This window comes from Pseudomonas sp. GW821-FHT01E05 (assembly GCF_059422425.1).
The window spans coordinates 197758-224562 of the sequence record NZ_JBWKWW010000003.1 but is presented as its reverse complement, the minus strand read 5'-3'; the positions used below and the strand labels follow the sequence as shown (position 1 = coordinate 224562).

Below are 26805 nucleotides of genomic sequence, written 5' to 3'. Positions count from 1 at the left end.
ATGCGCCCCTTACTGCTCGACTTCCAGCCTCGTCGGCACACTCCGGTTCTCGGCTTCAGCCTGCTGCTCGCCGCTGTCTTGCTGGTGCTGGCTTGCGCCGCACTGTATCGGTACCTCAGCGAACAGGAACAACTCCAGCAGCAACAGCTGCAGCAGGCCCAGCACCAATTGGGCGGAGATGTTCCCGGCAAGGCCGGCCTGACGCCTGCCGAAAGCCGTGAACAGGAACAGAATCTGGCGCAGATGCGCCAGGTCTCACAGCAAATGCGCAGGCCTTGGGAGCGGTTATTCACCATGCTCGAGTCGCTGCCGCAGGAGGATGTCGCGTTGCTCTCGCTGACTCCCGATGCGCACAAGGGCCAGATCAGTATCAGTGCCGAGGCGCGCAATCTGGAGGCCATGCTGGATTTTCACCGGCGTCTGGAGAGCAGCGCGCAACTGAGCGACGTGTCGTTGCTCAATCACGAAATCCTCGCGCAATCGCCCGATCACGCAGTGCAGTTCAACCTGTCGGCCACTTGGGAGATCAGCGATGGCAATCCCTAGATTGATCGTCCACGAGTATGTGCAGAGCCTCGGCTGGCCCGGGCTTGCGGGAGCGTCGCTGATGGTGTTTGCCATGGCCTTCGGGGTGCTGGGCTTGTTGCCTGGCTGGCAGGCCCTGGAAAACGTTCGTCAACGCAGTCTTGAAGCCGGTGACTATCTGGTGCGTATCGAACAGGGCAGCGCCAGCGCGCCCGTGGTGCCCCAGCGTCAACTGGACGAGTTTCACCGGCAGTTGCCGGCGCAGCCCGAAGCCACGGTGGCCATCGACCGGATCTATGCGCTGGCAGCCGAACAGAACATCACCCTGTCTCGCGGCGAGTACGCCCTGGGGATCGATCCGAAGACGCATCTGGCGCGTTATCAGGTTCTCCTGCCGGTACGCGGCAGCTACCCGCAACTGCGTCGCTTCCTTCACGAATTGTTGGGTCAGTTGCCGGCGATGGTGCTCGAGGATGTCGACTTTCAACGTAAGCGGATCGACGACAGTGAACTGACCGGGCGTATCCGCATGACTCTGTATCTGTCGAGGTCCAAATGAACAGAAAACGCGCCTTTGGCTGGGCAGCTTTCCTGGCGATCACCGGTGCGCTCGCCTGGGGGCCGGAGATGTTTTTCAACGACGGGGAAAATCCGCCCGAGGCGACAAAAATCGCAGCAGCACCGGCCAGCGCCGGCAAGGTTTACTCCGGCGCAGCGGCGGACAAGGCAGCAGCCGTTTCGGCAAAACCCCTGAACATGACCCGCGACCTGTTTGCAGCCAAGAGCTGGAAGCCAGCGCCAACCCTGGCAACGCTGACCGATGAACAAGCGGCTGCAGCACTGCAAGCGACAGTCAAACCGAGCGCACCGCCACTGCCTTTTCAATTCATCGGTCGGATGGACGATCGCAGCGACCTGCAGGTGTTCCTGCAGAGCGGCGAAAAACTCTACGTCGTGCGGCTAGGCGACGTTATCGACGATACCTATCGGATCGAGCACATCTCCGCCACGGAGCTGAGCCTGGTCTACCTGCCCTTGCATCTGTCCCAGACTCTGTCTGTAGGGAGTGCACAATGAAGTCTCTCCGTTGGGTCTCGCCCATGCCTTGCCTGGTTCTCGCGGTTTGCGTGAGCCTGGCCGGATGCGGTGCCACCTCCGCCAGAAAACAGGGCATGGCCCTGATTGAAGATGGTCAGTACGAGGCTGGACTGGCCCGTTTTGAGGAAGGGTTGAAAAAGTACCCCCGCGATACCGAACTGAACATTGCGTTGAGCGCGGGCCATGCCCGTTCGGTCAAGGCGCTGCTTGCCGAGGCCGATCAGGATCGTGCCAAGCGTGACTTCGCTTCTGCACGACAGAGCTACGGGCGAGTGCTGACCATCGAACCCAATAATGTTCGTGCCCTCGATGCACTGCATCAGCTCGATCAGTTGCGCAATGTGGATGACTATCTGCGTCAGGGGCAAGCCGACTTGCGCCGTGGCGACGTGATCGGTGCCCAGCGTCAGGCTCACGACATTCTTGCCCTCGATCCGAAAAACGAAAGCGCGCTGGAACTGCGCCGCAGCATCGAACAGATACAAAGCCGCAACGTTGTCTCTTATCCGCAACTGCGCATGCGCATGGATCGCCCGGTCACTCTGGAGTTTCGTGACGCCAACCTGAAGACCATTTTCGAGGTGCTGTCCCAGGTCGCAGGCCTGAACTTTATCTTCGACAAGGACATGCGCCCGGACATGAAAGCCACCATTTTCGTGCGCGATGTGCGCATCGAAGACGCAGTGGCGCTGCTGCTGCAACAGAATCAACTGCATCAAAAGGTGGTCAACGAGAACACGCTGCTGATCTACCCCGACTCACCGCAGAAGATCAAAGACTATCAAGAGCTGGTCATGCGCACCTTTTACCTGACCAGCATCGACGCCAACACGGCGCTGAACATGGTCAAGACCATGCTCAAGACTCGCGATGTATTCGTCGATGAGCGCCTCAATACCCTGAGCATGCGCGACACCCCCGATGCGGTGCGCATGGCCGAAAAACTCCTCCAGTCCCAGGATCAGTCCAACCCCGAAGTGGTGCTGGAAGTCGAGGTCCTGGAAGTGTCCCGGCAACGCATTCTCGACCTTGGCATGCAATGGCCCAACACCTTCGGCGTGGTCAACGGCGACGGCACCGGGGTGAGCATTCTCAACCAGCTGCATGGCATAAATTCCGGCCGGATCTCAATGTCGCCGTCACCGCAATTGAAGATCAATGCCCAGGACAACGACATCAATACCCTGGCAAGTCCCGTGATTCGCGTCAGCAATCGCGAGCAGGCCCGTATCCACATTGGTCAGCGGGTGCCGGTCATCAGCGCCACGTCGATGCCGTCGACCCAAGGGCCGGTGATCACCGAGAGCGTCACCTACCTGGATGTCGGTCTCAAGCTGGAAGTAACCCCCATCGTCCACCTGAACAACGAAGTGGCGATCAAGATCGCCCTCGAGGTCAGCAACGCCACGCCGCTGGAACCGACCCGTCAGGGCACGATCCCGGTCCAGATCGATACCCGCAACGCCCAGACCACCCTGCGTCTGCATGATGGCGAAACCCAGGTGCTGGCCGGCCTGGTGCGCAATGATCATGGCGCCACCGGCAACAAGATTCCAGGGCTAGGTGACATTCCTGGACTAGGCCGGCTGTTCGGCAGCAACAAGGATTCGGTGGGCAAATCCGAACTGGTGCTGTCCATCACTCCACGGATTGTGCGCAACCTGCCTTACCAAAGCCCTTCGGACATGGAGTTCCCGACCGGCACCGAGACCAGCATGCATACCCAGAACCTGGACCGTTCGAAGGAACCGTCCGAGTCGAATGGGCCGGCCACTGACGCCGCACCGCTGGCAGCAATGCGTACTACTGCGAGACCTTGAATCATGAAACGCAGCCAAGGGTTCACGCTGATCGAAGTGGTGGTCACGCTGGCGCTGATCGGGCTACTCGCGGGTATCGCTGCGCCCCTGACCGAAACCGTGGTGCGGCGGGGCAAGGAGCAGGAACTGAAGACCGCGCTGTATCAGATTCGCGATGCCATCGATGCCTACAAGCGTGCGTCCGATGCCGGGTACATCGAAAAGTCCGTCAGCAGCAACGGCTATCCGCCCAGCCTGCAGGTGCTGGTGGAGGGCGTGCGTGACGTGCGCAGCGCCAAGGGCGCCAAGTTCTATTTCCTGCGACGTCTGCCGCGCGATCCCTTCGTCACGGCGAAGCACAACGACAAGGACGGCTGGGGACTGCGCTCCTATGGCAGTTCCGCCCAGAGCCCGCACGAAGGCGAAGACGTATTCGACGTGTATTCGCTGGCCCATGGCAAGGGCCTCAACGACATCGCCTACAAAGAGTGGTGAACGTATGCGCCAGAGCAAAGGTTTTACCCTGATCGAGTTGATGGTGGTCATGGCCATCATCGCCACGCTGATGACGATTGCCGTGCCGCGCTACTTCACCAGCCTGGAAAACTCCCGGGAAACCACGTTGCGCCAGAGCCTGGCGGTGATGCGCGAGGCGCTGGATCACTACTACGGCGACACCGGGCGTTATCCCGATTCCATCGACCAGTTGGTGGAGCAGCGCTACTTGCGCAGCCAGCCGCTGGACCCGATCACTCAACGCAAGGATCTCTGGGTACTGGTGTCACCACCGGCCGGTGTTGCCGGCGGGGTCGCCGACGTCAAGAGCGGAGCCACCGGGAGGGCGCGTGATGGCAGCCTCTATTCGCAGTGGTAGTGGGCAACGTCAACAGGGGTTCACTTACCTGGGCATGCTGTTTTTGATCGTCTTGATGGGCGCGGCATTGGCCAGCACCGGCCAGGTCTGGTCGAACGTCGCCCGCCGCGACCACGAGCGTGAACTGCTCTGGGTCGGCACTCAGTACGCCCAGGCGCTGCTCAGTTATTACCGCAGTTCGCCGGGCCTGGCGCAGTACCCTGAAAAACTGGAAGAACTGCTCGAAGATCACCGCTTTCCGTCCCCCAAACGGCACTTGCGCCGGCTCTATCCGGACCCGATCGGCAGCACCGGTGAATGGGGTTTGTTGCGTGGTTTCGACAACCGCATCACCGGTGTCTACAGCCAGTCCCAGGAGCAGCCGCTGAAGCAGGCAGGCTTTCCCGCCGAATGGGTCGATTTCAACGGCATGAACCATTACTCAGACTGGCAGTTCATCGCGCAAAAAGACTTCCTCGACAACGCGGGTGGCGCGGCGACAGGCTCGTCCAGTCCGCTGAGTCCGCTGAGTCCGTTAAGTCCGTCCAGTCCATTGAGTCCATTGAGTCCGTCCAGTCCATTGAGTCCGCAGAGCCCCTGAGTCCTGACAAGGGGAGTCGGCAGCTTCATACAAATGCGCGGGTTTAACCGCAAACCCTTGTACTCAAGCCTTCGCGGCACTGTAGGAGCGCGGCGCAGTCTCGCCGGGACTGGGTGGCTGCCCCCTCGGGTTGGGGGACAAGCGGGGGCGGACCAAGCCGACGCAGCGCTGCGCATTGAGCTATAACCAATGCAAATGCCCCCGGACATCCATCATGCAGACACACGAGCACGCTGCCTCGCTCGATCCGGAAGCGACCAAAGAGCAACCCGCTGAAGCGCAACAGCGCTTCATCCTGCTGCGCTGGTTTTCCTGGGTAAGCCTGGTCGTCGTTGGCTCGGTGGTAGTGGTGCTGGGGGGGCTCTCCACCCGCTTTGTGGTGGTTGAATGTGTCCAGCGTGATGCGTTGCTGACCGCCCAGTTCATCCAGGCCATCGCTTCGACGGAGGTGCGGTACACCTCGATACCGGACGTGCGGACCATGGGGGAGTTGCTCGATCCGCGTCAGGACAAGGACTACCCCGACATCGTCGTGCAAAAGCGGATGAACTCGCGTTGGCAGTTTTTCGACCATGTCGAGCATTTGCCGGACGTGTTGCTGGCCAACGTTTACGCGCCCGACCGGACGATCATCTGGTCGACCAATGCGCAGTTGATTGGCCAGCGGATCATCGATGACGATGATCTCGAGGAGGCCTTTCGTCTCAAGGCCAATGTTTTCATCAGCTACCATGACGGCAACAACGCTCGGGCGCAGCGGAAATTTCCGGTTGTCCCGGATTCGTTTTTCATCGAGAACTACGTTCCGCTCTTCGATGTCGACGAGAACAAGGTCATGGTCATGGTCGAGGTCTACAAGGAGCCCAAGGATCTGATTATCCAAATGATGCGCGGGCTGATCCTGGTCTGGCTGGCGACGCTGCTGAGTGGCGCACTGATCTATTTCGGTCTGCATTGGCTCATGCGCCGCGCCGCGGATTTGCTGGCCGCACAGCAGAAGCAACTGATCACCAATGAAACCTTCGTCGCCCTCGGCGAGATGTCCTCGGCGGTCGCCCATAGCCTGCGCAATCCATTGGCGTCCATTCGCTCGAGTGCCGAGTTGGTACAAGGCATTGAAACCGGTCCGGCGCACAAGAACATCACCGACATCGTCAACCAGGTAGACCGCATGTCGAAATGGGTTCGCGAGCTCCTACAGTCGCTACGCCCGCTCAATGAAGAGGCCGACGCGGTGGATCTGGTGGCCACCGTGCGTGACAGCCTTCAGGCATTCGAACAACAGATCGCCCGAGCCGGGGTTCAGGTGAACTTCGAACCCGCGCAGGTGCCTTTGGTGCTCAGCCAGGAGGTATTGCTCAGTCAGATACTCAACAGCGTCATCGCCAACGCGCTGGAGGCCATGAGCGCGGGCGGGGTGCTGAGCATCGGGATCCAGCAAAACGCCGGGGGTCTGTTGCTGACCCTCGCCGATACGGGCAATGGCATGAGTGCGCAACAGAAACGCATGGTGTTCAAGCCGTTCTATACCACCAAGCAGGGCGGATTGGGGGTCGGTTTGATGCTGGTCAAACGCATCATGGAGCGCTTCGGCGGTTCGGTCACCTTGAACAGTCGTGAACAGCAGGGCACTTGCGTGAGCCTGCGATTCAAGGTGGCAGCAGAAACCGGTTGCTCAACTTAGGTGTAAGTGTTTCCCCGCCTATGGGGCCCATTCCCCAGTTTTTTCCCCTGTTGTTTAGTCTGGATTATTTCTAATCATTTGTTTTGTATTGATTTTTTTATCTGTGCATATTTTGTCACGACTCTGGCGAGGTATTTGCTCAGTTGCATTTATCCCCTGCACGATTTCAGGGTGACGAGGATGGACAGGCAACCGTGTTCGAGCTTTTTTCGAGCCACTGAATCGCGCCTTTCGGGTGTGATGTTGATGCTGATGGGGTGCCTGGATCTCTATGCCAGTCCCATTGATGGAGGCACCCGGTGCACGTGGACTTCGAGGAAGGGATCATTCTCAGCCGCGGTGGCAAGGCCCCGTCGGAGTGGGAAAAGTGGGCGCGCAAGGACGTCTATCGCATCGGCAGCAAAGACGATGGCAAGGATAACGTCGAGTTCGTGATCAACTTCCGCGAGTTTGCCGCCACCTACATGGAGCACTGTCATAACACCCGGCATGAGGACAACTCGATGCTACTGCGCCGGAATATCGAACACCCTGGACAGTTCCAGTTGATGCCCACGCCGTTGCCGTCCCGGGATGGCGTCAGGTACGTGAATTCCGCTGCGCTGCCGACCTGCCGCAACGGTGATGGCTGGGGCCCGCAAGTCAAGGTCAGCAACTAGCCACCGAGGAGGCGATTTCATGCAACTCAATCGTCAGCATGGCTGGACAGTCTGGACGCAGCGAGCCCTGATGCTCCTGACCTGTACCCTGAGCAGCCTGGCGCTGGCCGATAACGTGCCATCGGCCACGCCCTGGGGGGCGGACTATTTCCCCAATACGTTGCTGACTGATCAGGATGGCCGACAGCTGCGCTTTTTCGACGATCTGATCAAGGACAAGGTGGTGGTGATCAACTTCATCTTCACCTCGTGCACCGACTCGTGTCCGCTGGAGACCGCCCGCTTGCGCCAGGTTCAACAGTTGTTGGGCGAGCGGGTAGGGCGCGATGTGTTTTTCTACTCCATCAGCATCGACCCGCAGACCGATACACCGCCAGTCCTCAAAAACTATGCGCAGAAGTTCAAGGTTGCGCCGGGCTGGTTGTTCCTGACCGGCGACAATGAAGAGATTACTCAGCTACGGAAAAAACTCGGCCTGTTTATCGATGGCGTCGACAACGGCCGCAGCAAGGATCACAACCTCAGCCTGATCGTCGGCAACCAGGCCACCGGCCGCTGGATGAAAGCCTCACCGTTTGAAAATCCGTGGATCCTGGCTGACCAGCTCGGCAACAGCCTGCAGAACTGGAAGGTCGCAAGCCAAGAGGGCAGCTATGCCGATGCGCCGCAAATTCGCCCGCCGAGCATGGGTGAGGAGCTATTTCGCACCCGCTGCGCTTCCTGCCATACGCTGGGAGTGCTGGACGGGCAGGGCGTTGGTCTGCGTTCGATAGGTCCCGATCTGTTGGACGTGACCCGTCAACGCGACCCGCTTTGGCTCAGTCGCTGGATCAGGGAACCCGACCGGCTGCTGGCCGAGAAGGATCCGCTGGCGCTGGAGTTGTTCGAGCGTTACAGCCGGGTGGCCATGCCCAATCTGCGCCTTGACGAGACCGCCGCCGCAGCGGTGCTGACGTACTTGCAGGAAGAGACCGACCGCCAGCACCCGCCAACGGTTCAGGCAGTCGAGGCGCATGTGCACCAAATGGATCACATGGATCACATGGATCACATGGATCACATGGATCACATGGATCACATGGATCATTCCGGCCACGAGCCGAGAATCCAGCCTATGATCCAGTAGCGGCTGACTACTATTAAGGCGAGCCCTGTTATAGGTAATGATTTTCGACTGCTGACGGGGTGTCGACGATAAGGTTCCAGGCAAGCATCCAGGACGTACCTTATGCAGGTGCTCAAGCACAATAAAATATTCGCCCAGGGACCGTTCAACCTTCTGTATTGGTTCTCCCTGGCCAGCCTGTTCATCATCGCCGCCGTCGCCGTGGGGCTCGGATATACCTCCACACGTCTGGTGGTCAGTGAGAGTGTCCAACGCGACGGACTGCTGACGGCACAGTTCATCCATACCATAGGCGCAGCGGAAGTCCGACACGTCGGTATTCCGCCAAGCCAGACCATCGGCAATCTACTCGATATCCGCGATTTGAGCGCCCGGACCGAACTTGATCGCGATCGCATTATCGCGGCTCGGGGGGAGTTCCTCGACCATATCCAACACTTGCCGGACATTCTGATGGCCACTGTCTATGCCCGGGATCGAACGATCATCTGGTCGACCAACCCGGCGTTGATCGGCGTACGGATCGAGGGCGACAAGGATCTGGACGAGTCGTTCGGATCGAAAGTGCAGGTTTCATCCGAATACCATAAGACCGATGAGAGTCGTCAGGAGCAGAAGTTCCTTCGCCACCCCAGGTACCTGTTTATCGAACACTATATTCCAATGTTCGACGCCGCCGGTGACAAGGTCCTGGCCACGGTCGAGATCTACAAGGAACCTCAGGATCTGGTTTTGCGTATCCAGCGCGGTTTCAAGCTGATCTGGGTGGCGACGATCCTCGGAGGCTGCCTGATCTATTTCGGGCTGTTCTGGATCGTGCGGCGGGCCGCGCGGATGCTGCAGTCGCAACAGAAACAACTGATCACCAGCGAAACCTTTGTCGCGCTGGGTGAAATGTCCTCGGCCGTCGCCCATAGCCTGCGTAATCCGCTGGCGACCATTCGATCCAGTGCCGAACTGGCCCAGGAAATCTCCAGCCAGCCTGCGCAAAAGAACATTTCCGACATCATCAACCAGGTCGATCGCATGTCTCGCTGGGTACGCGAGTTGTTGGTCTCGCTGCAACCGTTGAACTCCGATAGCGAGGCAGTCGACCTGGGACTGGCCATCGAGGAAGTCGTGCAGGCCTTCGACCAGCAAATCAAGAGCGCCAATGTCCGGGTCCATCTGTCGATACCGCCGCTGCCCTCGGTCGTCAGTCAGCACATGCACCTGGTCCAGATACTCAATAGTCTGTTCGCCAATGCCCTGGAAGCCATGGCGGACGGGGGATTACTGATGATCGAGGTCGAGCCGGCGGCGGATGGGCACGTGCGAATGACCTTGACCGATACCGGCAAAGGCATGACCCGGCAGCAAGTACGCATGGCGTTCAAACCGTTTTTCACCACCAAGCAGGGGGGCCTCGGCGTTGGCCTGATGCTGGTCAAACGTGTCATGGAGCGATTCAATGGCTCGGTCAGCCTGACCAGCCGGGAACAGGAAGGAACCCGAATAAGCCTGATTTTCAAGGTGACGGGAGGAGACCGTGGAACACAGTATTCTGTTGGTTGAGGATGATCAGCTCCTCGCCGAAAATATTCAGACGTTTCTGGAACGCAAGGACTTCGAGGTCACTATCTGCCATTCGGCTGAAGAGGCGCTTGAATGCCTGCAGACCTGTCAGCCGGATGCGGTGCTGACCGATAACTCGCTGCCCGGCATGAGTGGGCACGAATTGATTCAGCGTCTGCGGGTCAGCGCGCCGGACCTGAAAGTGATCATGATGACCGGCTATGGCAATGTCGAAGATGCCGTGACGGCGATGAAAGAAGGCGCCTTTCACTACCTGACCAAGCCGGTGGCGCTGGCGGAACTCAAGCTGTTGCTGGACAAGGCGCTGGCCGCTGACCGTCTGGAGCGCACGCTGACGTTCTATCAGGAACGCGAGGCGCAGAAGTCGGGGGTGCAGGCGCTGATCGGCGATTCCCCGGTGATGCTGGCGATGAAAAACACCATCGGCCAGTTGCTCGATGCCGAACGGCGCATGGCCAGCGGCGACTTGCCGCCGGTGCTGGTAGAAGGTGACACCGGCACGGGCAAAGAGCTGGTGGCCCGCGCGCTGCATTTTGACGGACCACGCAGCAAGGGCCCGTTCATCGAGTTCAACTGTGCCTCTATTCCCTCCAACCTTCTGGAAGCCGAATTGTTCGGCCACGAAAAAGGTGCATTCACCGACGCCAGGGATCGTCGGATCGGCCTCGTCGAAGCCGCCGATGGCGGTACGTTGTTTCTCGATGAAATCGGTGAAATGGATCTGCTGCTGCAGGCCAAGCTGCTCAAGTTGCTGGAAGACCGCACCATTCGCCGGATCGGCGCGGTCAAGGAGCGCAAGGTCGACTTGCGGATCATCAGCGCGACCAACTGCAACCTCGAACAGATGGTGCAGCAGGGCAAGTTTCGCCGGGATTTGTTTTTCCGTTTACGCATCATTTCCATCAAGGTTCCGCGCCTGAGTGCTCGCGGCGAAGACGTGTTGAAACTGGCCACGCATTTTCTCGCTCATCATGGCAAGCGCTATGGCAAACCCAACCTGTATTTCAGCCCGCAGGCGGAGGCTCTGTTGCGCGGTTACAGCTGGCCCGGCAATGTACGTGAACTGCGCAACATGCTTGAGCAGACGGTACTGTTGGCTGTCCATGAGATGGTCGGGCCGAGCCAGTTGAACGTCTGCCTGAGCCTGGTCGACGAGCCACTGAGCCTGTCGGTACAGCCTCAACCTCAATCTGAGGCGTACAACCACGGTGAAGACATGACGTCCATGAACCTGCCGGAAGTCGAGCGGGACATGGTCAGGAAAGTGCTCGACAGGACCGACTGGAATGTCACCAAGTCGGCACGCTTGCTGGGCTTGAGCCGTGACATGCTACGCTACCGGATTGAAAAACTGGGTCTCGCCCGGCCGGACAAGCGGCAATGGTGACGCCTTCGGGCGAACGGACGCCGTGTGTATTTGACGGTGAACTGAGGCGCGAGTATAAACCGCGTCTCGTTGTTTTGTCGGACCTTTGCCCATGAGCTTCAGCCCCCTGATTCGCCAACTGATCGATGCTCTGCGCATTTTGCCGGGAGTGGGTCAGAAAACTGCCCAGCGTATGGCGCTGCAACTGCTTGAGCGTGATCGCAGCGGTGGTTCGCGGCTGGCTCAGGCCTTGAGCCAGGCCATGGAAGGAGTCGGGCATTGTCGTTTGTGCCGCACGCTCACTGAAGATGATCTTTGCCCGCAATGCGCCGATCCGCGCCGCGATGACACGATATTGTGTGTGGTCGAAGGGCCGATGGACGTGTATGCGGTAGAGCAGACCGGTTTTCGCGGACGCTACTTTGTGCTCAAGGGCCATTTGTCGCCGCTTGACGGGCTCGGCCCAGAGGCCATCGGCATTCCGCAATTGATGGCGCGGATCGAAGAGCAGGGCAGCTTCACCGAAATCATTCTCGCCACCAACCCGACGGTTGAAGGCGAAGCCACGGCCCATTACATCGCGCAGTTGCTGACCAACAAAGGCCTGATCACCTCGCGCATCGCCCATGGCGTGCCGTTGGGTGGCGAACTGGAGCTGGTGGATGGCGGCACTCTGGCGCATTCGTTTGCCGGGCGTAAGCCGATCGCATTGTAGTCATTGGTCAAGGTGATGGTGTCAGACCCATCGCCATCGCGGGCAAGTCGGATCGCCGCCCTCTCGCTCCTACATTCAATCACTGGTGTACACAAAATATGTGTCCGCAGGTGATCCAGTAGGAGCGAGCTTGCTCGCGATGGCGTCAGTACAGACGACGCCTTACTTATCGGCCAACGCAAACTGCGTCAGGCAGAAGGTCGGTATGCCCATGTCTTCCAGGCGCTGAGAGCCGCCCAGTTCAGGCAGATCGATAATCGCTGCGGCTTCGAAGATCCGTGCGCCCATGCGGCGAACCAGGTTGGCTGCGGCAATCAGGGTGCCGCCGGTGGCGATCAAATCATCGCACATCAGCACCGAGTCGCCTTCACACAGGCTGTCGGCGTGGACTTCAAGGAAGGCTTCGCCGTATTCAGTCTGATAGCCCTCGCTAAGTACTTCGGCGGGCAATTTGCCTTGCTTACGGAACAGAATCAGCGGTTTGTTCAACTGATAAGCGAGGATCGAGCCGATCAGGAAACCACGGGCATCCATCGCGCCGATGTGCGTGAAGTCGGCTTCGACATAACGATGGGCAAAGCTGTCCGCCACCAGACGCAAGGCTTTTGGCGACTGGAACAGTGGCGTGATGTCGCGAAAGATCACCCCAGGCTTGGGGAAGTCGATCACCGGGCGGATCAGGGATTTGATGTCGAAGGAGTCGAAGACCATCGTCGAAGTGTCCTGGCGGGCTGGAGAAGGGCAGCTCGACAGTATAAACCCGGCCGAGCCTGTTCGCTCGGCCGCAAGGTGGCTGGATCAGCCTTCCAGCGAGCCACCGGCCAGGGCGCAGAGCTGGATCGGATCGAGAATGTGCACTTCCTTGCCTTCGGCAGCGATCAGCTCGTTCTGCTGGAAACGGGTGAACACCCGGGACACGGTTTCCACCGCCAGACCCAGGTAGTTACCGATTTCGTTGCGCGACATGCTCAGACGGAACTGATTGGCCGAGAACCCGCGAGCGCGGAAACGCGCCGACAGGTTGACCAGGAAAGTGGCGATGCGCTCGTCGGCGGTTTTTTTCGAGAGCAGCAGCATCATTTGCTGGTCGTCACGAATCTCGCGGCTCATCACGCGCATCAACTGGCGGCGCAGTTGCGGCAGTAGCAGTGCCAGTTCGTCGAGGCGTTCGAAGGGGATTTCACAGACCGAAGTGGTTTCCAGCACTTGTGCCGACACCGGGTGTTTTTCGGTGTCCATGCCCGACAGGCCGACCAGTTCGCTGGGCAGGTGGAAGCCGGTAATCTGCTCCTCGCCGCTGTCGCTCAGGCTGAAGGTTTTCAAGGCCCCGGAGCGTACTGCATAGACGGAATCGAACTCATCGCCCTGGCGAAAAAGGAATTCGCCTTTTTTCAGCGGGCGACCACGTTTGACGATTTCGTCCAGCGCATCCATGTCTTCCAGATTCAGAGAAAGTGGCAGGCAGAGGGGGGCCAGGCTGCAATCCTTGCAATGGGCCTGGTTGTGAGCGCGCAGCTTAACTGGCTCGGACATTTCTTAAATCCTTGTGAGAAAGCACACATAAGACGTAAGGGTAACCCACGGGGGGACGTTGAGGCCAGCCTGCGCCATGATGGCATATTGTCATAGGGCATCGGGTGATCGGTTGATGGCCACCTGGGAGATGAAGTCCTAAATCACTCGTGAGAAGCGTTGGCGATTCTGCTGTTCCAGGTACGCATCAAAGACCATGCACACCGAACGTACCAGCAGCCGCCCGGCTGGCAACACGCTGATCCGCTCATTGTCGAGTTCGACCAGGCCATCCCCGGCCATGGCTTGTAACTGCGGCCAGAGATCGGCGAAGTAACCGCGAAAATCGATATTGAAGGCCTGTTCGATCACCGCGAATTCCAGGCTGAAATGACAAATCAATTGCTGAATCACTTCCCGACGCAGGCGATCGTCCCGATTGCATATCAGACCGCGGCTGGTGGCCAGTTGCGTGCCGCCCAAGGCGTTCTGGTAGTGGTTCAGATCGCTGCTGTTCTGGCAGTACAGGTCACCGATCTGGCTGATGGCCGATACGCCGAGGCCGATCAAATCGCAATGACCATGGGTGGTATAGCCCTGGAAGTTGCGTTGCAAGGTCGACTCTTCCTGAGCAATGGCCAGCTCGTCGTCAGGCAGGGCGAAGTGATCCATGCCGATGTATCGGTAACCCGCCGCGGTCAGCTGCTCGATCGTGCGTTGTAGCATTTCCAGCTTTTCGGCGGGGGCCGGAAGGTCGTTGCCGTTGATCCGCCGTTGCGGCATGAAGCGCTCAGGCAAATGCGCGTAGTTGAACACTGAGAGCCGGTCCGGTTGCAGGTTGATGACTTCGTCCACGGTGCGGGCGAAGTTGTCCGGTGTTTGCTTGGGCAGGCCGTAGATCAGGTCGATGTTGATCGAACGAAACTGCAAGGTACGGGCGGCGTCGATCACCGCACGGGTTTCTTCCAGGCTTTGCAGGCGATTGACTGCCCGCTGGACCGCCGGGTCGAGGTCCTGCACGCCGATGCTGACGCGGTTCAAACCCAGTTCGCGGAGCAGGCCCATGGTCGACCAGTCGGCTTCCCGAGGATCGATTTCGATGCCGTAGTCGCCGGAGTCATCGTCCAGCAGATTGAAGTGCTTGCGTAACCGGGCCATCAGTTGGCGCAGCTCGTCATGGCTGAGAAAGGTCGGAGTGCCGCCGCCAAAGTGCAGTTGCTCGACCTTCTGGTTCGGGTCGAGGTGGCAGGCAATCAGCTGGATCTCTTGCTCCAGGCGCTGCAAATAGGGCAAGGCACGACCACGGTCCTTGGTGATGACCTTGTTACAGGCGCAGTAGTAGCAAATGTTCGCGCAGAACGGCACATGCACATACAGCGACAACGGTCGCAGTGCCTTGCGGCTTTCGCGCAGGGCGTGGAGCAGGTCGAAGGTGCCGACCTGACTGTTGAATTGCACCGCAGTCGGGTACGAGGTGTAGCGCGGTCCCGCCAGGTCATAGCGGCGGATCAGATCTGTGTCCCAACGAATGGCGTCGAGCATGCGGGCATTCCCCCGGATAGGCTGGCAGTGTTCGCGAGTCTAGGGGGTTCACAGGAGCGGCATGTTGATTTGCATCAACGGTGGTTGGGCCTCTGCGCTGAGATTGTGTTCGCCAGGGATGACGCCATCGCGAGCAAGCTCGCTCCTACATTTGCTCGATGTCGTGCACAAAATTTGTGTACACCGGAGATCAACTGTAGGAGCGAGCTTGCTCGCGATGGGCGCGCCGCCGATTTAATGCCCCATGAGCCAATGCTGATGCGGCCCCGGCAGCGTCCAGATGCCAAACAGCATCACCAACAATCCGCCGCTCATGCGCACACTTTTTTTGCGCAAGAGTGCCGTAACCCGCTCGGCGGCCAGGCCAGTGGCAAGCAGCACCGGCCAGGTACCGAGTCCGAAGGCGAGCATCAGCAGCGCGCTGTCCAGGGCATTGCCCTGGCTGGCGGACCAGAGCAGCGTGCTGTAGACCAAACCGCATGGCAGCCAGCCCCAAAGCGCGCCCAGCAACAAGGCACGGGGCAGGCTCGACACCGGCAGCAAGCGGTTGGCAATCGGCTGGATATGCTTCCAGAGGCCGCGTCCGAGGCTTTCGATACGGGTCAGGCCGCTCCACCAGCCAGCCAGGTACAGGCCCATGGCGATCAGCAGCAGTCCGGCAAGAACTCGCATGAGCATCGCCGCCGGGCTGCTGGCGACTGCCCAACCCGCAAGTCCGATCAGCAGGCCGGCCGTTGCATAGCTGAGAATTCGTCCCAGGTTGTACGCCAGCAGCAGGCGAAAGCGTCGGCTGCGTTGCTCCTTGGGAATTGCCAGGGTCAGCGCGCCCATCAGGCCGCCACACATCCCCAGACAATGACCGCCACCCAGCAAGCCGAGGATCACTGCGGAAATCAGAAGCGGAGCCAGCTCAAGCATGGGGTGGGGCCTTGTCTTTTGATTGGGACGCAGTGGCGGCAGGCGGGTGGCCACTGGCTTCGTCGACGGCGGCCTGATGGTTCGGGTCCTGGTCGTCGAACAGAATGCTGTGGGCCGGGCCGTCGAGGTCGTCGTACTGACCGCTGTCGACCGCCCAGAAGAAGATGTAGATAGCGATGGCCACGATCAGCAGCGCGGCCGGGATCATCACGTAGAGAGCTGGCATGTGAACTCCATGCCCGCGCGGCTCAGGCCGGCAGCGGGCGGGTTGCTGGGGTGGTGTTGGCGGCTGGCGTTCTCGGCATGCGAGTCAGACGCAGCGCATTCAACACCACGGTCAACGAACTGAGCGACATGCCGATCGCCGCCCAGACCGGCGTGATCCAGCCGAGGGCGGCGAACGGCAACATGAGGCCATTGTACAGCCCGGCCCACAGCAGGTTCTCGATGATTACCCGGCGCGTGCGTCGAGCCAGGCTGAACGCTTGCACCAGCGCGTCTAGGCGATTGGAGAGCAGCACCGCATCGGCGCTGGTTTTCGCCAGATCGGTGGCCGAACCCATGGCCACGCTGATATTCGCGGCGGCCAGCACCGGTACGTCGTTCACCCCGTCGCCAAGCATCAACACCTTGCGACCTTCTTTATGCAGCTGTTGCAGCACTTGCAGCTTGTCATCGGGACGCAGACCGCCACGGGCCTCGTCGATGCCCAGCTCAAAGGCGACGCTGGCGACCATCGGTGAGCTGTCGCCGGACAGCAGCAACGTGCGCCAGCCACGGGCCTTGCAGGCGGCGAGCAGGGTGGGAGCGTCGGCCCGCAAGCGGTCGTCAAGGACGAACCAGGCCAATGCGCCCTGGCTATCGCCGAGCAGCAGCCATTGGCCTGGCTCATCGGGCATCGCCGGTATCGAGCAGCCGCTGAGCTCACAAACAAACACCGGTTGGCCGATCCGCAGTCGCTGCTCACCTACCAGGCCTTCAAGGCCCAGCCCCGGCGTGCTGAGGACTTCTTCGGCGGCCAGGGGCGCGCGGCCAAAGGCGCGGGCGATCGGATGTTCTGAGCGGTTTTCCAGAGCAGCGGCAAGGCCCAGGCACTGGTCACTGTTCAATGCGCCCAGTGTTCGGATCGAACGCAGCGCCAGACGACCTTCGGTGAGGGTGCCGGTCTTGTCGAAAATGACCGTGTCGATCTGGTTCAGGCCTTCCAGCACATGACCGCGAGTCAGCAGCAGGCCGAGTTTGTGCAACGTGCCAGTGGCGGCGGTCAGGGCGGTCGGCGTGGCCAGGGACAAGGCGCAAGGGCAAGTGGCGACCAGCATCGCCAGGACGATCCAGAATGCCCGGGATGAATCCAGCTCCCACCACAGCAGGCCAATGGCGGCGGCTGCCATCAGTGAAAGCAGCAGGAACCATTGCGCGGCGCGGTCGGCGATTTCCGCCAGTCGGGGTTTTTCGGCCTGGGCACGCTCCAGCAGGCGGACAATGGCTGACAAGCGTGTGTCTTGACCCAAGGCCAGCACTTCGACGGTCAACGCGCCTTCGACGTTCAGGGTGCCGGCAGTAACCGCGTCGCTCACGGTGCGCGGCTGTGGCAAGTACTCGCCGGTCAGCAGCGACTCATCGATGCTCGACTGGCCGTCGAGGATCCTGCCGTCGGCCGGCAGAATGGCCCCGGGATGCACCAGCACCCGGTCACCCAGGCGCAATTCGCTGAGCAGGATGCGCTCGCTCTGACCGTCATCGCTCATGCGCAGGCAAGAGGCGGGGAGTAAATTGACCAGCTGCGCGGTGGCGGCGGCCGTGCGCTCTCGGGCGCGGCGCTCCAGATAACGACCGGCCAGCAGGAACAGTGCAAACATCCCGACCGCATCGAAATACAACTCGCCCGCTCCGCTGATCGAGGTCCAGATACCGGCGATGTACGCGCTGCCAATCGCCAGCGATACCGAGACGTCCATTGTCAGGTGACGGGTACGCAAGTCGCGTATGGCGCCTTTGAAGAAGGGCACGCAGCTGTAGAAAACGATCGGGGTGGTGAGGAACAGCGCGACCCAACGCAAGATGGTGTGCAGCTCGGGGCTCAGGTCGATATTGAATTCCGGCCAGGTGGCCATGGTCGCCATCATTGCCTGAAACCACAGCAGGCCGGCGACGCCCAACTGTCGCAAGGCCAGGCGGTTTTCACTGGCCAGTTGTTCGGCAGCACGGTCGGCCTGATACGGATGCGCGGCATAACCGATGTGCCGCAGTTCTCCGAGCACCTTGCTCAGCGGCAACTGGCTATCGGCCCAGCGCACGTGCAGCCGATGGTTGGACAGGTTCAGCCGCGCTTCGGCCACCGCCGGCAGGCTGCGCAAGTGTTTCTCGATCAGCCAGCCGCAAGCGGCGCAACTGATGCCTTCCATCAACAGGGTGGTTTCGGCGAGGTCACCTTCGTGGCGGACAAAAGGTTCCTGCACATCGGCGCGATCGTACAGCGCCAGCTCGTCCACCAATTGCACCGGCAAGGCTTCGGGGTTGGCTGAGGCCTCACTGCGGTGGCTGTAATAGCCTTCCAGACCACCGGCGACAATCGCCTCGGCCACAGCCTGACAGCCAGGACAGCAAAGCTCGCGGGTTTCGCCGAGAACGACTGCGGTAAACCGGCTGCCGGCAGGAACCGGCAGGGCGCAGTGATAGCAGGGGGTTGGCGTGGTCATGGGGCGTTGTCCGATGATCGTTCCCACGCTCTGCGTGGGAATGCCTCCCCGGACGCTCCGCGTCCGCTTCGGCTGGGACGCGGAGCGTCCCTGGCTGCGTTCCCACGCAGAGCATGGGAACGATCAGGGTAAGGCTTACTTCTTCAGGTCTTCGGCACCCTGCAGCGGTTCATCACCGAGCAGCAGGTCTTTGTCGTGGTTGACTTGTTCTTCCTCGAACATGCGCCAGGTCTTGTCGTCCTGCACACCGAGCAGTTCGACGAAGCGCCGGCCTTCGACCTTGTCGCTCAACTGGCCGATATAGCGGCCCTGTTCGGTTTCGCTGCGAGTCAGGGTGATCCTGCGATCCTTCTCTGGCTGGGTTGGCGAGATCAGGTTCAGCTCCAGGTTTTTTGGCTGGCTGTTGCCGCTCAGGCGCAGGTCGACTTCGCCGGTCACCTCATCCAGATGCACACTGGCGCGCAGCAGCAGGGCCTGAGCCAGCAGCTCACGGTCCAGCGAGCGGTTGATGCCTTTACCGGCCTCGTAATAGTTGTCGTTGACCAGGTTGTCCGGGTTGTTCACCGCGATGGTCACCATGGACAGGGTCAGGGTGACCGAACAGGCCAGAATACCGATGATGATCCACGGCCAAAGGTGCTTGTACCAAGGGCTTGTGGCAGTTGCTGCGGGCATGGTGACTTCTCTCAACGAATTTGTGGGCCGATGAATCGGCTCTTGGCTTCAACATGGACATCCGCGTCATCGGCATCCTTGAGAGTGAATTTCACCTCGTTGGTACTCGACGGCAGTTGTTCCGGCGCGCTCGATAACTCGACCGGCATGCTGAAAATCTCGCCGGCGCTGACCTTGATCTCACGCTTGCCTTGCAGCTTGAGATCCGGCAGGCCAGAGGCTTCAAGCAGGTAAGTGTGGTCGCGCTGGTCCTTGTTCATGATTTTCAGGCTGTAGACGTTTTCGATCCGCCCCTCGGCGTTCTCGCGATAGAGCACGCGGTCCTTGCTGACGTCGAAACCGACCAGCGAACGCATGAAGAACGCCGTCACCAGCAGGCCGATCATCGTCAGCAATACCAGTGCATAGCCGATCAGGCGCGGGCGCAGTTTATGGGTTTTTTGCCCGGAAAGGTTGTGTTCGGTGGTGTAGCTGATCAGCCCGCGAGGGTAGTTCATCTTGTCCATGATGGTGTCGCAGGCGTCGATACACGCGGCGCAGCCAATGCATTCGATCTGCAGGCCGTCGCGAATATCGATGCCGGTCGGGCAGACCTGAACGCACATGGTGCAGTCGATGCAGGTGCCCAGCCCCATTGCCTTGTAGTCGGCGTCTTTCTTGCGCGGGCCGCGACCTTCACCGAGACGCGGATCGTAGGAAACGATCAGCGTGTCCTTGTCGAACATCACGCTCTGGAAGCGCGCATACGGGCACATGTAGATGCACACCTGCTCGCGCAGCCAGCCGGCGTTGCCGTAAGTGGCGAGGGTAAAGAAACCGACCCAGAAATACGACCAGCCATCGGCCTGGCCGGTGAAGAAGTCGATGGTCAATTCACGAATCGGCGAGAAGTAACCGACAAAGGTCATGCCGGTGACAAAGCCGATCAGTAGCCAGAGGCTGTGTTTGCTGAACTTGCGCAGGAACTTGTTGGCGCTCATCGGCGCCTTGTCGAGCTTGATGCGCTGGTTGCGGTCGCCTTCGGTGACCTTTTCGCACCACATGAAGATCCAGGTCCAGACGCTTTGCGGGCAGGTATAACCGCACCAGACGCGCCCGGCATATACCGTGATGAAGAACAGGCCAAAGGCGCTGATAATCAGCAGGCCAGAGAGCAGAATGAAATCCTGAGGCCAGAAGGTCGCGCCGAAGATGAAGAATTTGCGCTCCGGCAGGTTCCACCAGACGGCCTGATGAGCGCCCCAGTTCAGCCAGACCGTACCGAAATACAGCACAAACAGTGCGGCACCGCCCGCCATCCGCAGATTGCGGAACAAGCCGGTGAAGGCGCGCGTGTAGATTTTTTCCCGAGAGGCATAGAGATCGACGCTGTTATTCGGGTTTTTGGCAGGCGGGGTAACGTCGTGTACCGGAATCTGGTTGCTCATCGTTGCATCCCACGGCAGTGGAAAAATGCCTCGGTCAGTACATGCCGACCGCGGTCAGAAAGTGTGTTGCAGTGGCGCAATGATACGCCTGTAGCTCTAGATCAAGGGTGCGACCCTTGGTCGCGTTGGGTAAAACCAATTGATGGTGTAGTGACTTGAATCAATTGACTTATGAATTATGGCCGAAAGTTAGCGTACGCGTTGCGTCGCTTTGGCCTGTCTGGAGGCCTCGATCCTTCGTAGCAGCTGCCGAGCCCGCGAGGCTGCATTCTGCCCGTAGCAGTTGACGAGTGGTGCGAGGCTACGTTCGACTGCGCAGCAGTCGTAAAGCCAGGTACCGCGGTGCGTCAGGTTGATTGAGGGGGGGACTCTACGGCTGCTGCGCAGCCGAACGCAGCCTCGCGGGCTCGGCAGCTGCTACGGGCTGAACGCAGCCTTGCAAGTTCTGATCGCCAACGAGTGCCACCATCGGCCCCCAAACAAAACGGCCCCGCCAATCTTCACTGGCGGGGCCGCTTGTTGTTGCGATCAAGCGTTTGACTTACTTGGCGTCAGCCGCCTTGTCACCGTGGGACAGGCTGTAAACGTAAGCGGCCAGCAGGTGAACCTTGTCGTTACCTTGCAGTTGCTCCTGGGCAGGCATCTGGCCCTGACGGCCGTAGCGGATGGTCTGCTGCAGTTGAGCGAAGCTCGAGCCGTAGATGAACGCCGCCGGGTGAGTCAGGTTAGGTGCGCCCATCGCTGGGGTGCCTTTACCTTCCGGACCATGGCAAGCCACGCAGTTGGTGGCGAAGAGCTTCTGGCCAGCGACCGGATCAGCCTTGGTACCTTCTGGCAGTTTGCGGCCATCGAGGTTGGTCAGCACGTAAGCAGCAACGTCGCTGACGCCTTGCTCGCCAATCACTTCGCCCCATGCTGGCATCATCGCGTGGCGGCCACCCATGATGGTGGTCTTGATGGTTTGTGGCTCGCCGCCCCAACGCCAGTCTTCGTCGGTCAGGTTAGGGAAGCCATAAGCACCCTTGGCGTCGGAGCCGTGGCAGACCGAGCAGTTGGAGGCGAACAGGCGGCCACCCATCTTCAAGGCTTGTGGGTCTTTAGCGACTTCTTCGATCGGCATGGCAGCGTACCTGGCGAAGATCGGACCGAACCTGGCGTCCGATCTGGCCATTTCCTTTTCCCATTCGTGCACGCCAGTCCAGCCGGACTGACCATTGGCGAATGCGGTCTGCTTGTCGTTGTCGAGGTAGCTGTAGCCTGGCAACAGGCCTTTCCAGTTACCCAGGCCCGGGTACAGCGCCAGGTAGCCCAGGGCGAAAATGATGGTACCGACGAACAGCATGAACCACCATTTCGGCAGCGGGTTGTCGTACTCCTCGATCCCGTCGAAGGAGTGGCCAACAGTCTCTTCGGTGGCTTCGCTGCGCTGGCCCTTACGGGTGGACAGCAGCAGCCAGGTCAGGGCGAAGATGGTACCCAGACTGAGGACTGTGACGTACAGACTCCAGAACGTAGTCATTCTTTGTTACTCCTAGAAGCTTGCTCGACGTGCTTGATGGCTTCGGGATCATCCGCGAAAGGCAGCAAGGTCGCGTCTTCAAACTCCGACTTGCGTTTGGGGCTGAACACCCACAGCGCCAGACCGATAAAGGCCACCATCACGACAACGGTGCCCAGGCCACGAATCATCCCGATATCCATCTAAATCACCGTTTGCTTTTGATGATGGTGCCCAGGCCTTGCAGATAGGCCACCAGCGCGTCCATTTCGGTTTTGCCCTTCACCGCATCCTTGGCGCCGGCGATGTCTTCGTCGGTGTAAGGGACGCCGAGCGTGCGCAAGACTTCCATTTTTTTCGCGGTGTCTTTGCCGTCGAGCTTGTTTTCCACGAGGAACGGGTAAGCCGGCATTTTCGACTCAGGCACTACGTTGCGCGGGTTGTACAAGTGCGCACGCTGCCAGTCATCGGAGTAACGACCGCCGACCCGGGCCAGGTCCGGACCGGTACGCTTGGAACCCCACAGGAACGGGTGATCCCAGACGCTTTCACCGGCAACCGAGTAGTGGCCATAGCGTTCGGTTTCAGCGCGGAAGGGGCGGATCATCTGCGAGTGGCAGCCGACACAACCGTTGGCGATGAAAATGTCACGGCCTTCAAGTTCCAGCGCCGGACGCGGCTTCATGCCTTCGACCGGTTTGTTGGTGACGTCCTGGAAAAACAACGGAACGATTTGGGTCAGGCCGCCGATGCTGACGGCGATGACCATGAAGAAGGCCAGCAGGCCGATATTCTTCTCGACTACATCATGATTCATCAGTGAGCTCCAACTACAGCGATCTGAGCGGCGGCTTCAGCTTCAGCCGGGTTCGAGGCGCGTACGGTACGGAACACGTTGTACGCCATGAACAGCATGCCGCTGGCAAAGAACGCACCGCCCAGGGCACGAACGATGTAACCAGGGTGGCTGGCTTGTAGCGCTTCGACGAAGGAGTAGGTGAGGGTGCCGTCATCGTTGATTGCACGCCACATCAGACCCTGGGTGATGCCGTTGACCCACATCGAAGCGATGTAGAGCACGGTACCGATGGTCGCGAGCCAGAAGTGGGTGTTGATCAGGCCGACGCTGTGCATCTGTGCACGACCGAACAGTTTCGGAATCATGTGGTAGATGGCGCCGATCGAGATCATCGCAACCCAGCCCAAAGCACCGGCGTGTACGTGGCCGATGGTCCAGTCAGTGTAGTGGGACAGCGAGTTGACGGTCTTGATGGCCATCATCGGGCCTTCGAAGGTCGACATGCCGTAGAACGCCAGGGAGACAACCAGGAAACGCAGGATCGGGTCGGTACGCAGCTTATGCCAGGCGCCCGACAGGGTCATCATGCCGTTGATCATGCCGCCCCAGCTTGGCGCCAGCAGGATGATCGACATCGCCATGCCCAGGGACTGTGCCCAATCCGGCAGAGCGGTGTAGTGCAAGTGGTGCGGACCGGCCCAGATGTACAGGGTGATCAGTGCCCAGAAGTGCACGATCGACAGGCGATAGGAGTAAATCGGACGCTCGGCCTGCTTGGGTACGAAGTAGTACATCATCCCCAGAAAGCCCGTGGTCAGGAAGAAGCCCACGGCGTTGTGGCCGTACCACCACTGGATCATCGCGTCAGTCGCACCGGCATAGGCCGAGTAGGACTTGAAGAGGCTGACCGGCAGGGAGGCGTGGTTGACGATGTGCAGCATGGCCGTCACGACAATGAAGGCACCGTAGAACCAGTTACCGACATAGATGTGCTTGGTCTTGCGCTTGACGATGGTTCCGAAGAACACCACAGCGTAGGTGACCCAGACGATAGCCAGCAGGATAGCCAGAGGCCATTCCAGTTCCGCGTATTCCTTGGTGGTGGTGTAACCCAGCGGCAAGGTAACGATCGCGCCGACGATTACCGCCTGCCATCCCCAGAAGTGGAAGGCGGCCATGCTGTCGGAAATCAGTCGCGTTTGGCAGGTTCGCTGCACGACGTAATAAGAAGTGGCAAACAGTGCACAACCACCGAAGGCGAAAATCACCAGGTTGGTGTGCAACGGGCGTAGGCGTCCGAAAGTCGTCCACGGCAGGCCAAAGTTAAGTTCTGGCCATACGAGCTGTGAGGCGATGAAGACACCGAGCCCCATGCCAAGGATCCCCCAGACCACCGTCATGATGGCGAACTGGCGGACTACCTTATAGTTATAAGCAGTCGGACTGATTGCTGTGCTCATTCTAAGGTTCCACGGTTTGGGTGTTTTATTAGGAGTAAAAATCGGTCGCAAGTATGGAGAAAGCAGGGTGTCATTGCAACGCGCCATGACCTGGGTCAATGCTTCCCGACGCTGATTCTGCGGCCTTTCCATGCGCCGCGTAAGGACAAAAATGCCCTTGGAAAAAATGTCGCAGTGGATGAAAAAGGCGAGGGGTGCAGGTTAGTTGTAACGAGGTGTGTTGAAACGAGAAGATCAGGTGACAGGCGGTAATTTGCACGACAGCCGGTATAAACCAGCCTTTGCGGCCTGTCATCGAGCAGAATCGTCGAACCCATCGGTTACAGCTGGCCTGTGACCGACATGTGCCAGTCCACTGACGGGCAAGCTTAGACCCGAATCCTGAGAGTGGAAAGGCGGACCATTTGGGGGGTGCGACACTTGGTCGCGTAGAGGCAGGGAACTACCGCATCCTGAGCGGATGCGGCAGCGAAGCAGTCACCGGTTATTCGCTTTTGCTTTCAGTACGCCCCTGTTCATCAGTACTGCGCGACAGGCTGAAAACATACGCGGCCAGCAGTTGCACCTTGTCGTTGCCGAGCAGTTCGTTCTGCGCCGGCATATGGCCCTGGCGGCCATGACGAATGGTCTGTTGCAGTTGCGCCAGGCTTGTACCGTAGATAAATCCGGCCGGTTGCGTCAGATTCGGCGCTCCCATGGCTTCAGTGCCCTGGCCGTTTGCCCCATGACAGGCTACACAGGTGGTGCTGAATACTTGCTGTCCGGCTTGCAGATCGGCGCCGCTGTCGGCAGGCAATGGCAGCCCTGCCAGCTCATGACGGACATAGGCCGCCACGTTCTTGACTCCCGTTTCACCGAGGATTTCACCCCAGGCCGGCATGGCCGCCATGCGACCGCCCATGATGGTGGTTTTGATCGTGTCGGCGCTGCCGCCCCAGCGCCAGATGTTGTCGGCGAGGTTGGGGAAGCCGAACGCGCCCTTGGCATCCGAGCCGTGGCAAACCGCGCAGTTGGAGGCAAACAGGCGACCTCCCATCTTCAATGCTTGCGGATCTTTGGCGACGTCTTCCAGGGGCATAGCGGCGAATTTAGCGAAGATCGGACCGAACCTGGCGTTGGCCTTGTCCATTTCCTTTTCCCATTCGTGTACGCCGGTCCAGCCGTTTTCATAGCCCGGCAGCACGCCTTTCCAGTTGCCCAGGCCGGGGTAGAGGACCAAATAGCCCACGGCAAACACCAGGGTGCCGGCGAAGAGCATGAACCACCATTGCGGTAACGGGTTGTCGTACTCCTCGATGCCGTCGAAGCTGTGGCCCATGGTCTGGTCGACACTGCCTTTGGTTTCGCCCTTGCGCGTACCGATCAATAGCCAGGTCAGACCAATCAGGCTGCCAATGGTCAGTACGCAGATGTACGTACTCCAGAAGGTGGTCATGGCCGAATGCTCCTTGTCGCGTGCTCTTCGAATTGAGCGTCATCAGGTTGAAGGCCGGGCGTTTGCACACCGGGCATCGGTTCGTCGGCAAACGGCAGCAGGCGCGCCTGAGCGAACTCAGGATTGCGCCTGGCGTTGAAGACCCAGAGCGACAGGCCGATGAAGGCGATCATCACCACCAGCGTGCCGAGGCCGCGGATCATTCCACTATCGAGTTCAAAACCCATGGCTCACCTCTTGCTCTTGATCGCAGTGCCAAGCACTTGCAGGTAAGCGACCAGTGCGTCCATTTCGGTCTTGCCCTTGAGTGTCTCGGTGGCGCCGGCAATGTCGGCGTCGGTGTACGGGACGCCAAGGGTGCGCATCACCCGCAGCTTGGTTTCGGTGTGGCTGCTGTCGAGCGGATTGGCCACCAGCCATGGGTAGGCGGGCATCTTCGATTCCGGCACCACGTTGCGCGGGTTGTACAAGTGCGCGCGGTGCCAGTCTTCGGAGTAGCGACCGCCGACCCGGGCCAGGTCTGGCCCCGTGCGTTTGGAGCCCCAGAGGAACGGGTGATCCCACACGCTTTCCCCGGCCACCGAGTAGTGGCCGTAGCGCTCGGTTTCGGCGCGGAACGGACGAATCATCTGCGAGTGGCAACCGACGCAGCCTTCGCGGATATAAATGTCGCGACCTTCCAGTTGCAAGGCGGTATAGGGCTTCATGCCCTCGACCGGTTTGTTGGTCACGTCCTGAAAGAACAGCGGGACGATCTGGGTCAGACCACCGATGCTGACGGCCAGAACCATCAACAGCAGCAACAGGCCGACGTTTTTCTCGATTGTTTCGTGTTTCAT

At 59.8% G+C, this 26805-nt stretch carries 27 protein-coding genes and 1 pseudogene; 13 read left to right on the top strand and 15 right to left on the bottom strand.

Annotated elements, in window-relative coordinates:
• The 13 genes and pseudogenes from AC07W5_RS07610 (at position 1) to recR (ending at position 12001) form a co-directional block, all read left to right on the top strand.
• Positions 1 to 546 carry a PilN domain-containing protein gene (locus AC07W5_RS07610; protein ID WP_494992348.1) on the top strand — a complete coding sequence of 182 codons (546 nt, stop codon included), beginning with the start codon at positions 1 to 3 and terminating at the stop codon, positions 544 to 546.
• Positions 533 to 1084, top strand: coding sequence for a GspMb/PilO family protein (locus tag AC07W5_RS07605; RefSeq protein WP_494992347.1), 552 nt, complete (start codon positions 533 to 535; stop codon positions 1082 to 1084). The genes AC07W5_RS07610 and AC07W5_RS07605 overlap by 14 nt, the downstream gene beginning before the upstream one ends.
• Positions 1081 to 1602, top strand: a complete 522-nt coding sequence (locus AC07W5_RS07600; protein WP_495010588.1) for a hypothetical protein — start codon at positions 1081 to 1083, stop codon at positions 1600 to 1602. Before AC07W5_RS07605 ends, AC07W5_RS07600 begins: the two co-directional genes overlap by 4 nt.
• Positions 1599 to 3443, top strand: coding sequence for a secretin GspD/PilQ domain-containing protein (locus tag AC07W5_RS07595; RefSeq protein ID WP_495023118.1), 1845 nt, complete (start codon positions 1599 to 1601; stop codon positions 3441 to 3443). Before AC07W5_RS07600 ends, AC07W5_RS07595 begins: the two co-directional genes overlap by 4 nt.
• Before the next feature lie 3 nt (positions 3444 to 3446).
• Complete coding sequence (locus AC07W5_RS07590; RefSeq protein ID WP_494992344.1) at positions 3447 to 3917, top strand: type II secretion system protein; 471 nt, start codon at positions 3447 to 3449, stop codon at positions 3915 to 3917.
• A 4-nt stretch (positions 3918 to 3921) separates the two neighbouring features.
• Positions 3922 to 4296, top strand: coding sequence for a type II secretion system protein (locus tag AC07W5_RS07585; protein ID WP_494992343.1), 375 nt, complete (start codon positions 3922 to 3924; stop codon positions 4294 to 4296).
• Positions 4271 to 4876 (top strand): type II secretion system protein, encoded by a 606-nt coding sequence (locus tag AC07W5_RS07580; RefSeq protein ID WP_495010587.1) that lies wholly within the window; start codon positions 4271 to 4273, stop codon positions 4874 to 4876. The genes AC07W5_RS07585 and AC07W5_RS07580 overlap by 26 nt, the downstream gene beginning before the upstream one ends.
• Positions 4877 to 5090: 214 nt before the next feature.
• Positions 5091 to 6560 (top strand): sensor histidine kinase, encoded by a 1470-nt coding sequence (locus tag AC07W5_RS07575; protein ID WP_495023117.1) that lies wholly within the window; start codon positions 5091 to 5093, stop codon positions 6558 to 6560.
• A gap of 287 nt (positions 6561 to 6847) precedes the next feature.
• Positions 6848 to 7219 (top strand): annotated as a pseudogene (locus tag AC07W5_RS07570) (multicopper oxidase domain-containing protein); the annotation flags it as partial.
• Positions 7220 to 7289: 70 nt separating this feature from the next.
• Positions 7290 to 8345, top strand: a complete 1056-nt coding sequence (locus AC07W5_RS07565; RefSeq protein WP_495023229.1) for an SCO family protein — start codon at positions 7290 to 7292, stop codon at positions 8343 to 8345.
• A 102-nt stretch (positions 8346 to 8447) separates the two neighbouring features.
• Positions 8448 to 9899: an ATP-binding protein gene (locus AC07W5_RS07560; RefSeq protein ID WP_494992340.1), complete on the top strand. Its 1452-nt coding sequence runs from the start codon at positions 8448 to 8450 to the stop codon at positions 9897 to 9899.
• Positions 9874 to 11307 carry a sigma-54-dependent transcriptional regulator gene (locus AC07W5_RS07555; RefSeq protein WP_494992339.1) on the top strand — a complete coding sequence of 478 codons (1434 nt, stop codon included), beginning with the start codon at positions 9874 to 9876 and terminating at the stop codon, positions 11305 to 11307. The genes AC07W5_RS07560 and AC07W5_RS07555 overlap by 26 nt, the downstream gene beginning before the upstream one ends.
• A gap of 91 nt (positions 11308 to 11398) precedes the next feature.
• Entirely contained in the window at positions 11399 to 12001 is a 603-nt protein-coding gene (recR, locus tag AC07W5_RS07550) for a recombination mediator RecR (protein ID WP_494992338.1), read from the top strand.
• Positions 12002 to 12163: 162 nt separating this feature from the next.
• Here the strand turns inward: recR and AC07W5_RS07545 are convergent, their stop codons facing one another.
• The 15 genes from AC07W5_RS07545 to ccoO (AC07W5_RS07475) all read right to left on the bottom strand — a co-directional run bounded on the left by AC07W5_RS07545 (position 12164) and on the right by ccoO (AC07W5_RS07475) (position 26805).
• Positions 12164 to 12712 carry an adenine phosphoribosyltransferase gene (locus tag AC07W5_RS07545; protein WP_494992337.1) on the bottom strand — a complete coding sequence of 183 codons (549 nt, stop codon included), beginning with the start codon at positions 12710 to 12712 and terminating at the stop codon, positions 12164 to 12166.
• A gap of 87 nt (positions 12713 to 12799) precedes the next feature.
• Positions 12800 to 13534, bottom strand: a complete 735-nt coding sequence (gene fnr / locus AC07W5_RS07540) for a fumarate/nitrate reduction transcriptional regulator Fnr (RefSeq protein WP_494992336.1) — start codon at positions 13532 to 13534, stop codon at positions 12800 to 12802.
• A 138-nt stretch (positions 13535 to 13672) separates the two neighbouring features.
• On the bottom strand, positions 13673 to 15055 hold the full coding sequence (gene hemN / locus AC07W5_RS07535; protein WP_495023116.1) for an oxygen-independent coproporphyrinogen III oxidase: 1383 nt from the start codon (positions 15053 to 15055) through the stop codon (positions 13673 to 13675).
• A gap of 234 nt (positions 15056 to 15289) precedes the next feature.
• Positions 15290 to 15973, bottom strand: a complete 684-nt coding sequence (locus AC07W5_RS07530; protein WP_494992334.1) for a sulfite exporter TauE/SafE family protein — start codon at positions 15971 to 15973, stop codon at positions 15290 to 15292.
• Positions 15966 to 16199 (bottom strand): cbb3-type cytochrome oxidase assembly protein CcoS, encoded by a 234-nt coding sequence (gene ccoS / locus AC07W5_RS07525; protein WP_494992333.1) that lies wholly within the window; start codon positions 16197 to 16199, stop codon positions 15966 to 15968. The genes AC07W5_RS07530 and ccoS overlap by 8 nt, the downstream gene beginning before the upstream one ends.
• A gap of 22 nt (positions 16200 to 16221) precedes the next feature.
• Complete coding sequence (locus tag AC07W5_RS07520; RefSeq protein WP_495023115.1) at positions 16222 to 18672, bottom strand: heavy metal translocating P-type ATPase; 2451 nt, start codon at positions 18670 to 18672, stop codon at positions 16222 to 16224.
• Positions 18673 to 18807: 135 nt separating this feature from the next.
• Positions 18808 to 19347, bottom strand: a complete 540-nt coding sequence (locus AC07W5_RS07515; RefSeq protein WP_495023114.1) for a FixH family protein — start codon at positions 19345 to 19347, stop codon at positions 18808 to 18810.
• Between the two features lie 11 nt (positions 19348 to 19358).
• Positions 19359 to 20774 carry a cytochrome c oxidase accessory protein CcoG gene (ccoG, locus tag AC07W5_RS07510; protein ID WP_495010581.1) on the bottom strand — a complete coding sequence of 472 codons (1416 nt, stop codon included), beginning with the start codon at positions 20772 to 20774 and terminating at the stop codon, positions 19359 to 19361.
• Positions 20775 to 21315: 541 nt separating this feature from the next.
• Positions 21316 to 22293 (bottom strand): cytochrome-c oxidase, cbb3-type subunit III, encoded by a 978-nt coding sequence (gene ccoP / locus AC07W5_RS07505; protein WP_495010580.1) that lies wholly within the window; start codon positions 22291 to 22293, stop codon positions 21316 to 21318.
• Positions 22290 to 22475 (bottom strand): CcoQ/FixQ family Cbb3-type cytochrome c oxidase assembly chaperone, encoded by a 186-nt coding sequence (locus AC07W5_RS07500; RefSeq protein ID WP_003175465.1) that lies wholly within the window; start codon positions 22473 to 22475, stop codon positions 22290 to 22292. The genes ccoP (AC07W5_RS07505) and AC07W5_RS07500 overlap by 4 nt, the downstream gene beginning before the upstream one ends.
• 5 nt (positions 22476 to 22480) lie before the next feature.
• The gene (gene ccoO / locus AC07W5_RS07495; RefSeq protein ID WP_494992328.1) at positions 22481 to 23089 is read right to left on the bottom strand and encodes a cytochrome-c oxidase, cbb3-type subunit II; all 609 of its coding nucleotides are present in this window, start codon (positions 23087 to 23089) and stop codon (positions 22481 to 22483) included.
• Positions 23089 to 24531, bottom strand: coding sequence for a cytochrome-c oxidase, cbb3-type subunit I (ccoN, locus tag AC07W5_RS07490; RefSeq protein ID WP_494992327.1), 1443 nt, complete (start codon positions 24529 to 24531; stop codon positions 23089 to 23091). Before ccoN ends, ccoO (AC07W5_RS07495) begins: the two co-directional genes overlap by 1 nt.
• Before the next feature lie 484 nt (positions 24532 to 25015).
• Positions 25016 to 25966, bottom strand: coding sequence for a cytochrome-c oxidase, cbb3-type subunit III (ccoP, locus tag AC07W5_RS07485; protein WP_495010579.1), 951 nt, complete (start codon positions 25964 to 25966; stop codon positions 25016 to 25018).
• A complete protein-coding gene (locus AC07W5_RS07480; protein WP_494992325.1) occupies positions 25963 to 26193 on the bottom strand; it encodes a cbb3-type cytochrome oxidase subunit 3 in 231 nt (76 codons plus the stop codon). Before AC07W5_RS07480 ends, ccoP (AC07W5_RS07485) begins: the two co-directional genes overlap by 4 nt.
• 3 nt (positions 26194 to 26196) lie before the next feature.
• Complete coding sequence (gene ccoO, locus AC07W5_RS07475; RefSeq protein WP_494992324.1) at positions 26197 to 26805, bottom strand: cytochrome-c oxidase, cbb3-type subunit II; 609 nt, start codon at positions 26803 to 26805, stop codon at positions 26197 to 26199.